The organism is Photobacterium kasasachensis (genome assembly GCF_050336885.1).
GTDB lineage: Bacteria > Pseudomonadota > Gammaproteobacteria > Enterobacterales > Vibrionaceae > Photobacterium > Photobacterium kasasachensis.
Genome location: NZ_JAKJSH010000006.1, coordinates 276,291 through 289,035, shown reverse-complemented (window position 1 = coordinate 289,035; position 12,745 = coordinate 276,291). Strand labels below are relative to the sequence as shown.

The window sequence follows — 12,745 nt, the reverse complement described above, 5'->3', positions numbered from 1 at the left end:
CTCAAGAAACAAACAGATTTACCCAGCGACTATTAACAACCTTATACATGACGATTATTAAAAAATCAGATAATTGATATTTACCTTTAATAGGTCAAATAAATATACAGTAAGACTCAAATATATCACTCAATATCCATAAATATTCCAGAAAATATAACACATTCAGGTTTAATCAATGAAAACGACAGCTGTAACTTTAATTCCCCTGCCATTAGTTCTTTTATTCACATCGACTTCCTTTGCCGATGATGACGTAAAGGATATGTCTGATCCACTCGCCGTCTATACCCAGGCTGGCTTGGGTTACACCGACAAGGGCCTGAACATAAAGGTTGGCCGGTCATATGATACCGGTATAGAAAACACGGCAGGAATGAATGTTTTTGAGCTCAAAGGCATCGGCGGGGAGTCGCTCGGCTGGAATGGTAGCTCACGGGAAAATAACAATGATAGTCCAAGCCTGGTTCGCATTCGTAACTTCCAGGCCAACATAAAAGACGGCCAGGCAAAGCAAATTGATATCAACTATGATCTCAACAATGAAATGGGCACGGCATCCTACAGCTTTATACAGGCCCTTCCCCAAATTGGACCGTTTAACTTCTTTCCTCTAGCAGGAATTGGAGCTTCTTTTGGCAACAACGTCGTCGGTGATGACGGTGAAACTATCAGCGGTTACTCAGTTCCCGGTACTTTCATCGTTGCCGGTACTTACACAAAACTATCTCTTACCGACAAGGTATGGCTGAACTACAACCCTATGTGGAAAAAGACACTCTCAGGTTCAGATACTTATAAAGAGTATGCCTTTGAAGATAATGATAATGTATTAACCCATGAGTTTGCGGCTTCATATCAAATCAACCCTCGCTTCAACGTCCGATACTTCGCAAACTGGAGTGAGAATACTGATTTTTCTGATGGTGATCATCGTGTTGAATTTAACTACCAATTCTAAATCCAACTTTGGATTAGCCATATTCAGCTAAATAAAAACCTGCATTATTCAATGCAGGTTTTCAAACTATCCAAATAAACCATTTATCTGTTAGGAAATAAATACCGTCAGTGGTTAAAATGACACATTCACCGTAACCCCAAAAAACTGATTGCTATTATCAAACTGTCCAGTCATAAACTTACCGTCAATTTCCGGTGTTCCATAATCCACGTAACTGTAATAACCATTCACAGACACCCGCTTACTCCAGTCATAGGTGGCGCCTAAACCATAACGATACTGCTCATCAACTGGTAGATCGGCAGATTGCCGCTGCGGATCGTCCAAGGGGGAGCTCGCATAACCAACCCCAGCTTCTAAGCGCCATGTTGGTGTCACTTGGTAGCGTGCACCTAACGCTGCAATCCAGAGATCGTCAAAGCCTCGCTGAATCTGACCTATCTCATTGTCATTGATATCAATCCGGGACGAGTCATTTTCACTCCATTCTTCAAACCCGACACTCCAGACAACACTCAGTGGCTCGTTAAGCTGATGCAGCCCCGATATTTCCAGCTGGGCCGGGTTGACAATATTCAGCCCAATATCCCCATTGTAGCCAACGGAAGTATCTACATTCCCTGTCAAATCATGCTTCATTTGGGAACGGTAGCTCAGACCTAACCGATGATTATCATTAATCTGATATATCACCCCCAAATTGTAGCCAAATGCTGCTGAATCAGTCTCCAGCTCAACATTTTCACGGACTAACGTTTGCTCAAAGGACGCATAGTCGAACTGAACGCCAGCACCAATCGAAAACGAGTCATTGATCTGATAGGAAACCGCCGGATTCAGTTGCATCACACTCAGTCGTAAGTCATTCAGTTCCAGCTGACCGGCGTAACTAGTCCCATAATCGAGTGCACTTCCTCCCGTCGCCACCAGGCTCAATCCTAGATGGATATTTTCTGATACTGGCTCAACCCAGTACAGTGAACCATATGGTTGAAAGCCACCCGCATTCCCACTGCTTAAGTCATCAGTGCGAGCATCGTGATAACGGATATCCATATACATGCCAGCAGCATTCACCGATAAAGAGCGCTTATCAAGATAGCTCATACCGGCGGGGTTCGAATAAGCCACAGAAGCATTTTCAGCGACGGCAGCCCCACCAGCTCCGGCAGTACTGACATTCATTTTACTCATTTCCGATACTAACGTACCTGCCGCCTGCACGCCATAACTGCCCAGCACCAAGGTACTTAGCAAAGTTAGCTTAATATTATGTTTCATATTTTACCTGCCCAAAAAGAAGGAGGCATACGCCTTCCTCCCTTTAACGATAATTTACTGCCTGATCACCTGCGGAAGCGGATACTCATTATCGAGCACTGCCTGAGTCGGCTCATATAAACGCATATGTAGATAAAAATCATCTTCGGGAGCCGGTAACCAATTGCAAGAAGGATCTATCGGTCGCTCATGCTGAATACAGATAGATAAGGTGCCATCGTTGTTATAAGTCAGCTCATCATTACGGTTGGTTGAAATCGAATAGCGATCAATTTCATTTGGCACCATGAACAGATCTTTCGCGTCATACATAGTCAGCGACCAAAATGCCTCGGCCGGTGCATCGGCAGGCATGGTCATACGATAGCTATAGTCTCCCGACAGTTGGTGGCCTTCGGAGTCGGAATAACGATTCGGATACAACGCCCGCTCTGGCACGTTCAGACCAGCAGCACGTAGGTTAATGCTGGCACGACTGAGGAAATCATTGCCGTAACGCCCTCCTTCAAACATCATCGACCAACCGTTGTTCTGGGTACCTACACTACGGCTAGCATATTGAATAACCTGCTGGGAAGCTTCGACAGCACGAAGTAAGCCTTTTTTCTGTGCCTCTGTCAGCTCGTCTGGATTAAACGGCTTTTCAGTGCCGATATTGATGTACCTAAACTGCTCAACAATAGCCGCTTCCTCCGGTAATGGGTTTTCACGGATTTCTTTATCAATCAGGCTAAACCACTCCAGTCCTTCCGGCCTTGCCATTGGCGGAATCCCACCCTTTGCCAGGGCGAGATCTACCACGCCATGCGGCTTGCCATATTCAGACAGCGGATAATTGATAAAGCCATCATGCACTTTCAGAGCTGCTGGCAAATCTTTTTTACCGGCAACACCAGTACGCTGGATATACCACACTTTGGGCGTACGCGACTCAATCACTCCATCAATGCCGGCAGGAACTTCTCCCTGCCAACCTTTGTTCACCAGCAAGATCTTACTGCCCTGGTTACCGGCATTTTGTTTTATCAAGTCGTCAATTGAGTCTGAATACGCATCAAGTAACTGGACGATATAGTAACGATCATTGGTTCGAGGGATCTCAATAACCATAGGGCCGGACAAGTTAAGATCAATATGCGATTGAGAATACAGGGTATCGTTGTTCACCGTTGGCACAATTTTATGCTGAGGACCAGACAATATCCGAGTTTTGCCCATTTCATTAATCGGCGCCATGGCGTTATTCATCGGTTCATCTACCGACGTCGATGTTTGCCTTACCTGAGCGACAGTTAGAGGGCCAGTACCATATATAAGCGCCTGCATACCAAGGTTATAAGCCAGTTCTTCTTCCGGATGAATTGAAGTACTGGCTATCGCTGGGCCCAGCGTTGCACTTGCTATTACAATAACAGCAGTAGAAATTAATTTTCTTTTCATAATCAGGCCTTGTTAATGGAATAACTAATTTTCTTTAAGCCAGATTATCAAACACCCAAACATTTCGTTTTAATAACCGTTATTAATATTTCAAATTGAATCAAAGTTCATGCCAAACAAAAATAAACAACATTAAAAACAACACCTTAAAAATCAACCCTCAAAAAAATCAAACTATCAAATAAAATTCAGGAAGTCTTGAGCTTGTTATTACCTCCCCCAATTGCTAGCTTCCAAAAAAACACCAACAACCAGATAATAAAATTATGTCAGAATCTATTCCATACAGCCTGTTTATTAAAGCTGAGGGCGCAAAATGTAATTTGGACTGTTCTTATTGTTACTACCTGCAACGGGAGCATAAACAACATTCCAGTATGTCTGAGCAGACATTAGAATATATAGTGAAAAGCCATATACAAGCACAACCGAAAAAAAACGCTCAGGTTGATTTTATTTGGCACGGTGGCGAACCAATGTTACGTGGCCTGCCGTTTTACCAGAAAGCTGTCGAATTACAACAAAAGCATCGACACCAGCATCATATTAGAAATACCATCCAGACCAATGGCACTCTCATTAATCAGCGCTGGGCTACGTTTTTCAAGCAACACAAGTTTATGGTCGGTATCAGTATCGACGGCCCTAGCCTGCAAAACGACATTGCCCGAATCGACAAACAAGGTAAGTCCTCTTTTGAGCGAACTATGCGCGGCCTGCAACACCTCAACGACCAACAGGTAGAGTTCAACACCCTCACTGTAATCAACAACAGAACCTACAGGCGTGGAAAAGCTATCTATGAATTTCTACGGGAAAATGGCAGCAGCTACCTACAGTTTCAGCCTTGCATCGATCATGATCTTGACCGACGATCCGGCTATGACTGGAGCCTCACAGGCAAGCAGTGGGGACAATTCCTTTGCGAAGTATTCGATGAATGGTGCAGAGAAGATATCGGCAGTGTATATATTCAATTTTTTGAGAACTGTTTGATGATTTTAATGGGATATCCTAGCCAAATGTGCCACCACAGTCCTACTTGCGGCCAACAGTTAATGGCAGAGGCCAATGGAGATATCTATAGCTGCGATCACTTCGGCTATGATGATTACAAATTGGGAAATGCCTGCCGTATCAGGCTCAAAACCCTTGTTGGCTCGAAACAGCAACGTAAATTTGGCCAAGATAAACTCGATACTTTAAGCCAGCAATGCCAGTCATGCGATTTCCTCCCCCTTTGCTCGGGTGGCTGTCCAAAAAACCGCGTCACCAAAACAGCAGAAGGGGAACCTATCAATGTGCTTTGCGAAGGCTATGAGATGTTCTTTCGCTATGCCCTGCCGAGGATGTTAAAAATGACTGATGCCATGCGTCAGGGCCACTCGCCAGCCCACTATCAACTGGTTTAACTCGCTAACTCGCCATCATCTCCTGGCGCACATTACGGTAGGTGATACTGGCAGAAGCAATGTTATAACCAATCCACAGCCAGTTAAGCAGCATCATCAGGCCAATACTTGCCGTAACTGGCGGATAGAGCAGCGACACAAGCACACTCACCATGCCAAGCAGGTATAAGCGGAGCTGAACCTTCATTTGCTGACGGCTAATCAGGCTGTAATGATCGGGTAGCAGCATCATGGCACTAGGGTTCGCCATCGCAATAGGCTGAAGGTGCAGAGTAATCAAGAACGGGACAATTTTGAGCAGCATGCCCTGGATCACCCCAAGCACAAAGCCCATGCCGATAATAAGCGCAACAAAGACCTCTGCCCTGCCCTGCAGCTGAACTGGGATCAAGGGCATGGCAATCATCAGCACGCATCCACAAATCAGGCATGAATACGACCATTGCCAATAGCTGACGACGGTATCCGGAAGTTTGCGCTTTCGCTGGCGGAGTCGATGTAATCCGATAGCTGCATACAAAACCCCGACGGCCGCTATCAAGGCAGTGCTGTAATAGAGGCTGAGCTGAAATACACTCGCCACTGCGAGGGAAACCAGACCGACAACCAGCAAGCCAGGCAACGCGATACGCCAATACCTTAGAAACTCAGGCGTAACATGGAACATCGGGATCACCTGAAAGCTGACCGCCATAATCAATAATAAGACCCAGCCGAAAATGCCCGTGCTGGCATGAAAGTTGGTCAAGTTTTTACCGGCAAACGGGAAATAGCCCCACAGGTAACCCGCCAGCAGCAATAATCCGGCCAGCACAACAACGGCAAGTGCCAACCCGGCAAGCATTATCGGAACCCTGGTCTGTTGCCCGCCAGCTTTTCGCAGCAGTACACCCAGCAGCGAAATCACGAAATAGCCCAAGCTCAGGCCCAATAAGACAAAGCTAGCGCTAAACGTTGGCAAACCGAAAAAACCGGCACTTAACGCTAACGTGCCGAGAATTAAGCTTGCCTGCATCAGGAGTAGAGGTATAGGTGGGATAGTGATCGGAGCGCCACATAATACCGGCATGATTTGAAACAACGACCCAATCATGATCATTGCCATCATACCTATCGCTACAAGGTGAGTGATCGCCAGAGAAGCGGGAAGCCAACGACCCAGCCAGATAGCATCACCTTGCCAAATCAGCATCAGTGAGGCAATCACAGCAAAAAACGGTGCTGTCAGGTAGAAGCGCAGCGGTACGTCCAGCTGCGGAATATCATCGAAGTTAAGCCCGGTCAGTCTCATCGCTCTTTCTCATCAAGCAGTTATAAGCTTGCTCATCACCCTGACGCCAAATCCAGATATGGTGCTTACCCGCCTCTTCTTCGGTATGACGATAATCAAATTGCTGCTGGGCAAGAATGGCAAACAGCGGAACGGGTTCGCGTCGGTGCCTGACATGCAGCAACTGGCCTCGCTGCAAGGTGGTAAGAGTCTGGCAGATCTTATGCATCGGCTGAGGCGGCTCAAGCTCACTGACATCCAGAGTGATAATAGGATCCATAGAATCTGCCTCCGTCATTAGGATGCGGAGTTGTTAGGCTTGGCGTCCATTTGGGCAACAATTTCCTCACCGTTGGCCAAATGGGCATCCGACATCGGGTAAAGGATTTGCTCTTCTTTCATATTATGCTGCTGGATAAGTAGCATGGTACTTTCCACAATCCCCATAGCACGCTCGGTGGCCTGCTCGCTAATGGCTTGCTGCATCTGCTCAAACAGAGAGCGAACCTGGGCATGTTCCTGACGCATCACCATGGTCGGTCCCGACGTCATGCCTGTTTGGGCTTCAAATGCAGGAAAGAGGATATCTTCTTCAAGATCGAAATGGTGCAAGGTTTCGGCTTCAAACTGACTCCACGCCTGGCTAAATGCCGTCCAGTTGCCTTCGGCTAGCGGGCCTTCTGCCTCAACCAACAGGTGGTCACAGCTTCTGTGATGTTGAGTCATATAAGTATTGATGTTAGCCATATGCGCCTCGCGTACTAGTGGTATAGAACTACAAAAAGTAGTGTTTTATCGTACGAGTAATCCTACACCATAAAAGATGCATTAAAAAGTCACCTTTTAAAATAGAAGCTATATCTTGATCGATATCAGTATTGGTTAAGGGCCGTTTAACCCATCAAACAATAATATCCCCGACCTCTCTTCGCGGTGACAAAGGTGTTGCCGAGGCTTTGCCTAAGCGAAATAGCATTTGCACGGTATCTTGTTCCGGGATATCAAAACGTGTCTTGAAACTTTGCTGCAAGGACGACATGTCATCATACTCTTCCAGTATCTGGCTCAGCGGATGCATTGCGACTCCGATAGATGTCGCGGCTAAATTTAAACGGGTGTAGAGCCTGCCAATTTCAACCTGGGTCTTGCGGCTATTGTCACGACTTGATAGCAAACCATAATGCTGCGTGCTTGCGGTGACTTTCTCGACAAGTTTCACTCCCTCTTTACCAAATGAAGCAGGATCTTTGTAGGCTTGCTCTCTGGTTACAAAAAAGTTCTCGGCAATAACCTTCTTTATCCCCGTAACACCGTTTTGAGCCAAACCAAAGCCATCTCTGTATTTAGCCATTTCTTTGTCGTTAAATCTGAACATCTCCATGGTCTCTAGATTACGTTGAGTGTCCTGCTCCTCAATCGACATTGCCTCAGTCAGCATCGCTCCCAATTCTGTCGTTTCCTGCTTCCGACTCAGTACCCGAAGAGGAAAGCCGGCCTCAATAGCAACGTGCTCCAATAATGTAATCTCACCGCTAGCTAATGTGGACGAGGTATAAGATTGCTTCACGCTTTGACGTACCGGCAAATATACAAACAGGGGATCAGGGCGCATAGGCTCCATTTTAATCAGGGTGATTTTAGCTACAGGCTTGAATTCGAGTGTCTTATTGTCATATTCACCCTGAGGGAAGTAATCAACTTCAGCATGAATACCGAAATGTGTCGCTGCAATCACCAAAGTTTCAATGAAGGTGCCTTGCCCGATATGGATCTGGCGATGAAACGGATCGGTTTCAGGTAATAGCCTTTCTTCATCAACATAGAGCAAGATTGTATCTTGACCAGAAAAGGCAACTTTCCACGGCTGTTTGTTATGGGGATTAGCGCAAAGCATGCCGTAGCTGATTAAGGTTTTCCGAATATCATCATATTGATGCGATGGTCGTATTTGTTGCGCTGGTAGGCCTGCTCTAGTCTCATTGCTCCCTGTAAGTGCCCCCACAACAGGAACTGCCGCTGCGATCACTGCCCCTGTGCCGATTACTTTTATGAAATTACGTCTGTCCATGGCTATCACCTATTCCGATACTTTGTTAATATTCATTCCATGGAATAAATATACATTCCAAGGAATGCAAATCAAGGTGTTTTACAGCAATGATCGAAAATAAAAATGAGCTAGCATTTAACCTAATGAAATCATTGGAAATAATAAATCAGCTAAGTACAGCAAAAGTTACCAAGGCTCTGCGCCCCCTCAATCTCAGCTATTCTCAATTCTCTTTGTTAAACCATTTCTCCAATGATCCAGAGCAGGAGTTCACTGTTAGCCAGCTAGCCAATTCAATGCAAATGAACCAGCCAGGGATCACCAAAATTGTTAACAAACTCACTGAGATGGGTTTGATTGAGATTAGAAAAGACCTACAAGATGCGAGGAAAAAGTGGCTAAAAATCAACACAACTGGACAGGAAAAGCTTTCGCTGGCGCAATCAATCGTCATGAATGACATATCTGACTGCTTCTCAGACTGGGAGGCAGATGAGCTGGAAAATATGCGGAAGCATGCTCAACAACTTCAAACTTGGTTTGATAACAACAGATAAGCTTCGCCATAGCCATTCAGACTTAACACGACTCATTGCCTAAGGCTATAGAAGGCGCCTCACTGCTGATCAATTGGGTCTGGTACTGCTGCAGGGCATCGATAAAACTCTCTTTCTGCAGAGGCTTGGTCAGTACATGATTTGCGCCAGCACTAATGAAATTGTCACGAGCCTCTTTAAACACATCGGCAGTACAGCCAAAGATGACCGTGTCCAATTTCAGCTCTTGGCGGATCACTTTCGTCGCGGTAATGCCATCCATCTCTGGCATATGGTTATCCATAATGATCAAATCAAAGCGTTTATTCTTGAGGAACTCAATGGCAACAAGCCCGTTTTCTGCCAATGATACTTTGTGCCCCTGTTTCTGACAGAATGTCTTTGTCACCACAGCATTAATAGGATTGTCTTCCACAATAAGTATGGAAAGCGCCTGGCTGATCGCTTGGCGACTCAATGATAGTTTCGTCTGTTCTGGTTGCGCTCTCTGCGTCGTTACTTCCAACTCAATATCAATGAAGAAGGTAGTACCGACTCCGGCCTCACTCTGAACAGAGATTCTGCCGTCCATAAGCAATACCAACTGTTTGACTATCGCCAACCCCAACCCTGTTCCGCCAAACTCCCTTGTTGTCGATGATTCCGCCTGAACAAACGGATCGAAGATATGTTGCAATCGCTCTTGTGAAATCCCCACTCCCGAGTCTTTAATCACAATTGAAATCGTTGAGCGACTCTGTCCAGATACATTCAGTGCTGTTTCAGGGAAGCAATTGCTGACATGCTCGGCGAAGCTCAGAGATATACGTCCCTGCGGGGTAAACTTAACGGCGTTGCTCAGCAGATTAAAAATCACTTGGCGGATACGGGCCTTATCCCCCCGGAAGCCCCGATCTTTAGGAATACTATTTTTAATAATAAGATCGACCCCCTTATCAGCGCACAAGGCTTTATACGTTGAGAGGACGGGAGAAATAATGTCGTCGAACTGGAAGGGAATTGCTTCAAGCTCCAGCTTATTCTGCTCTATCTTCGAGAAATCAAGAATATCATTAAGCAAGGAAAGCAGGTGATCACCAGACTCTAGCAAAATACCCAACTGCTCTTTCTGTGTTTCATCTTCCGTTGAGCTTTCAAGGATTTGTGCCATGCCCATAATGCCATTTAATGGTGTTCGCAATTCATGACTCATGGTAGCAAGAAACGTCGATTTGGCTTTATTGGACGACTCGGCCTGCTCGACACTGAGAGCCAAATTTTGCTCCAGCTCTCTCCGCTTGGTAACATCTCGCTCGACCGCTATAAAATTGACCGTGTTCCCCTGCGCATCGAAAATTGGAGTAATAATCATATCAATCCAATAAGGCGTGCCATCTTTGTGGTAATTGAGCAACTCAGTTTGAATGCTATGGCTTTGTTGCAAGCTTTCTGAAATACGTTGTTTCTCTTTTTGATCTGTGTCCTTTCCCTGTAAAAGATCACCCGGTTTTATCCCCAGGGCTTCATCGAAAGAATAACCCGTCAACGCTTCAAAGCCTTTATTCACCCAAGTCGTCAACCCCTCTTTATCGGTGATAATAATGGTGTCCTGGGCGTACTCCAGTGCCAGACTCAACTTGGCTCGTTCATGCTCGATATCTAACAACTCGTCTTGATAAACCGTAGTCTGCCGATAGTTATTCCACTGTCGCCAAAAGAAATAACTACCTAAGGCCAATAACAGGCATAACGCCGATATCGTCGCTTCTATTTTGCTTTTTGATGATTGATCTATCCAATAATTATTAAATCTATCAAGGTTAGCTTGAATATGTGCTTCAGCAAGCTTTACTTTTTCATCCTGAATATCTGCTCCAACCCGGTCGCGAAGAGAAACATAGCTAATTAAATTCTTGAACATTTGATCCCCAGCCAAGGTATCAGAGATCTCAACTTTTGACTCGGCCTGATAAATTGACTGCATAACTGCTAACTGATCCGTTGAGGTCTTATATTTATCTAGCAAAAGGTATTGAGTATTGGTAATCGTCTTTAGTGCATACTCATACGACACTTTGGCACTTAAAATTGAGTTTATCGCACGGGTAAACTCTTGAAGCTCAGAGTTAATATGATTAGCCTGATCCAGAGTATCCGCGCTAATAACAGAATAAATTTGAAATGGGACATACTGTGCTTGATGTAATTTGTTATAAAGAAACTCAGCATCAAGCTCGATATCAACCAGCACGCTGGCAAGCGTATCGTAAGACTTAGTTTCAGAATATTCGAAATTGTAGATTTGCTCAGTCGCGTGAGTAACTCGTTGTGAGATACCAATATAACCTTTCTGGTAATACGATTTAGTATAACTGCAATAAATACTGAAAATCAGATGGGCGCCAATCAGGGTAATAAGCCCGATAATACAGAGTTCCCGCTTCGGCGTGTATTGAAGATTCATTTTGTTAACTCCTCCAAAATAAGTGGATTGGGAGCAGTTAGCGATGAAAGAAACGCGCTGATTTCAATGATAGAGGCAGCATCAAGCTCCTGCCCTAACTGAAGCTTCGCCATGATAACAATCGCCTCTTCCAACGTTTCAGCTCGCCCATCATGAAAATAAGGGGGAGTTCTTGCCACATTTCTCAAGCTCGATACGCGAAACACCAGCTTGTCACTCTCATTGCCGGTAACGTTATAACGGCCGAGATCTTGTTCTTCTAAAATAAGCCTATCATCCTGAACATTCCCCAGCTTTTGAAATAGATTACCACCAAGATTCTGCCCCTGATGGCAAATAACACAGCCCAGTTTTTGAAATTTCTCCCAACCTAACTGAGCTGTCTGGCTGATGGCATCATGATCACCTTTCAGGTATTGATCGAACGGGGCATCTGGCGTTAATAGCACCTCCATAAAGGTTACCAGGGCATTTTTTATATTTTGCTCTGAAACCACACCGTTGTATGAGGCATAAAATGCTTCAGCATAAGTCGGAGAGTTTTTCACATAACTCACCACGTCATTCCAGTTCGAATTCATTTCCAAGGGACTATGAATAGGACCGTCGATCTGGTGCTCTAAACTGGCAGCTCTTCCGTCCCAAAAAAAACGTGAATTCAAGCTAACATTAAAGACCGTTTGTGAGTTTCTACTTCCCGTCCCCGCAACCCCAACAGAAACCCGGGTATCCTCAGCACCATTACCATTTAGATGATGGCATGACTCACAACTGACTTTCCCGTTCGATGACAAATTGGTATCGATAAACAATTCAAAGCCCAGCTTTATCTTTTCCGACTCAATAAGAATAGGTTTCTCTACAGGCGAGACATAATCATGGATAATGTGGTGAGACAACTCAGTATGTTCTGGTCGCTCATTATCTGGCGTTAAAGATAAATGAAAATACGCACCGAGTGATGCAAGCAAAACAATAGAACATCCCCACCCAACAAGCGCTATATGCATACAAAATCCATTTTGTACCTAACCATGAATTAAGTATGGGTTATGTGTTGCATATTGCAAATTATGCAACATCCATAATAAGACCAAAGAACAACTAAGCAGCCAAGTTCAAGGCCAGGTCATTGTGCCCGGCAATTCAGACAACCTGTTTCATCTGAATCAGAACATTAAGCCGTATCTGGACAAAATGAAAAAGCCCCAGCATTCCTACTGGGGCTTTAGAGTGTAGCGGAGAAATAGGGATTTGAACCCCAAAGCTTTAAGAATTAAACTATTATTTTACAAAAACTTACAGGCTTTCCCGGAAGTCATTTTAAT

General features: G+C 45.0%; 11 protein-coding genes. 3 read left to right on the top strand and 8 right to left on the bottom strand.

The window, feature by feature from the left end; translation table 11 throughout:
* The first annotated feature begins 178 nt into the window (after positions 1 to 178).
* Positions 179 to 961: a hypothetical protein gene (locus L4D19_RS09025; RefSeq protein ID WP_428452187.1), complete on the top strand. Its 783-nt coding sequence runs from the start codon at positions 179 to 181 to the stop codon at positions 959 to 961.
* Positions 962 to 1,075: 114 nt separating this feature from the next.
* On the opposite strand, the gene L4D19_RS09020 is transcribed toward L4D19_RS09025, so the two are convergent.
* Together L4D19_RS09020 and L4D19_RS09015 are read right to left on the bottom strand one after the other, a co-directional pair.
* Positions 1,076 to 2,245 (bottom strand): OmpP1/FadL family transporter, encoded by a 1,170-nt coding sequence (locus L4D19_RS09020; RefSeq protein ID WP_428452186.1) that lies wholly within the window; start codon positions 2,243 to 2,245, stop codon positions 1,076 to 1,078.
* A gap of 54 nt (positions 2,246 to 2,299) precedes the next feature.
* The gene (locus L4D19_RS09015; protein ID WP_428452185.1) at positions 2,300 to 3,685 is read right to left on the bottom strand and encodes a DUF1254 domain-containing protein; all 1,386 of its coding nucleotides are present in this window, start codon (positions 3,683 to 3,685) and stop codon (positions 2,300 to 2,302) included.
* Positions 3,686 to 3,951: 266 nt separating this feature from the next.
* Here L4D19_RS09015 and L4D19_RS09010 point away from each other — a divergent pair, with 266 nt between their 5' ends.
* Positions 3,952 to 5,097 (top strand): anaerobic sulfatase maturase, encoded by a 1,146-nt coding sequence (locus tag L4D19_RS09010; protein ID WP_428452184.1) that lies wholly within the window; start codon positions 3,952 to 3,954, stop codon positions 5,095 to 5,097.
* Positions 5,098 to 5,101: 4 nt separating this feature from the next.
* On the opposite strand, the gene L4D19_RS09005 is transcribed toward L4D19_RS09010, so the two are convergent.
* From L4D19_RS09005 to L4D19_RS08990, 4 genes are all read right to left on the bottom strand, one after another.
* Positions 5,102 to 6,388 (bottom strand): hypothetical protein, encoded by a 1,287-nt coding sequence (locus L4D19_RS09005; protein ID WP_428452183.1) that lies wholly within the window; start codon positions 6,386 to 6,388, stop codon positions 5,102 to 5,104.
* The gene (locus tag L4D19_RS09000; RefSeq protein WP_428452182.1) at positions 6,369 to 6,647 is read right to left on the bottom strand and encodes a DUF2249 domain-containing protein; all 279 of its coding nucleotides are present in this window, start codon (positions 6,645 to 6,647) and stop codon (positions 6,369 to 6,371) included. The genes L4D19_RS09005 and L4D19_RS09000 overlap by 20 nt, the downstream gene beginning before the upstream one ends.
* Before the next feature lie 17 nt (positions 6,648 to 6,664).
* Positions 6,665 to 7,114 (bottom strand): hemerythrin domain-containing protein, encoded by a 450-nt coding sequence (locus L4D19_RS08995; RefSeq protein ID WP_428452181.1) that lies wholly within the window; start codon positions 7,112 to 7,114, stop codon positions 6,665 to 6,667.
* Between the two features lie 154 nt (positions 7,115 to 7,268).
* On the bottom strand, positions 7,269 to 8,435 hold the full coding sequence (locus tag L4D19_RS08990) for an Acg family FMN-binding oxidoreductase (protein ID WP_428452180.1): 1,167 nt from the start codon (positions 8,433 to 8,435) through the stop codon (positions 7,269 to 7,271).
* A gap of 89 nt (positions 8,436 to 8,524) precedes the next feature.
* On the opposite strand from L4D19_RS08990, the gene L4D19_RS08985 reads away from it, so the two are divergent.
* Entirely contained in the window at positions 8,525 to 8,974 is a 450-nt protein-coding gene (locus tag L4D19_RS08985) for a MarR family winged helix-turn-helix transcriptional regulator (protein WP_428452179.1), read from the top strand.
* A 22-nt stretch (positions 8,975 to 8,996) separates the two neighbouring features.
* Here L4D19_RS08985 and L4D19_RS08980 read toward each other — a convergent pair whose 3' ends face one another.
* A complete protein-coding gene (locus L4D19_RS08980; protein WP_428452178.1) occupies positions 8,997 to 11,417 on the bottom strand; it encodes an ATP-binding protein in 2,421 nt (806 codons plus the stop codon).
* Entirely contained in the window at positions 11,414 to 12,427 is a 1,014-nt protein-coding gene (locus L4D19_RS08975) for a cytochrome-c peroxidase (protein WP_428452177.1), read from the bottom strand. The genes L4D19_RS08980 and L4D19_RS08975 overlap by 4 nt, the downstream gene beginning before the upstream one ends.
* Positions 12,428 to 12,745 lie beyond the last annotated feature (318 nt).

Excerpts from the sequence above, each read along its gene's own strand:
- L4D19_RS08985 (WP_428452179.1), top strand. The coding sequence starts at position 8,525 with ATGATCGAAAATAAAAATGAGCTAGCATTTAACCTAATGAAATCATTG.
- L4D19_RS08990 (WP_428452180.1), bottom strand. The coding sequence starts at position 8,435 with ATGGACAGACGTAATTTCATAAAAGTAATCGGCACAGGGGCAGTGATC.
- L4D19_RS08995 (WP_428452181.1), bottom strand. The coding sequence starts at position 7,114 with ATGGCTAACATCAATACTTATATGACTCAACATCACAGAAGCTGTGAC.
- L4D19_RS08980 (WP_428452178.1), bottom strand. The coding sequence starts at position 11,417 with ATGAATCTTCAATACACGCCGAAGCGGGAACTCTGTATTATCGGGCTT.
- L4D19_RS09005 (WP_428452183.1), bottom strand. The coding sequence starts at position 6,388 with ATGAGACTGACCGGGCTTAACTTCGATGATATTCCGCAGCTGGACGTA.
- L4D19_RS09000 (WP_428452182.1), bottom strand. The coding sequence starts at position 6,647 with ATGGATCCTATTATCACTCTGGATGTCAGTGAGCTTGAGCCGCCTCAG.
- L4D19_RS09015 (WP_428452185.1), bottom strand. The coding sequence starts at position 3,685 with ATGAAAAGAAAATTAATTTCTACTGCTGTTATTGTAATAGCAAGTGCA.
- L4D19_RS08975 (WP_428452177.1), bottom strand. The coding sequence starts at position 12,427 with ATGCATATAGCGCTTGTTGGGTGGGGATGTTCTATTGTTTTGCTTGCA.
- L4D19_RS09010 (WP_428452184.1), top strand. The coding sequence starts at position 3,952 with ATGTCAGAATCTATTCCATACAGCCTGTTTATTAAAGCTGAGGGCGCA.
- L4D19_RS09025 (WP_428452187.1), top strand. The coding sequence starts at position 179 with ATGAAAACGACAGCTGTAACTTTAATTCCCCTGCCATTAGTTCTTTTA.
- L4D19_RS09020 (WP_428452186.1), bottom strand. The coding sequence starts at position 2,245 with ATGAAACATAATATTAAGCTAACTTTGCTAAGTACCTTGGTGCTGGGC.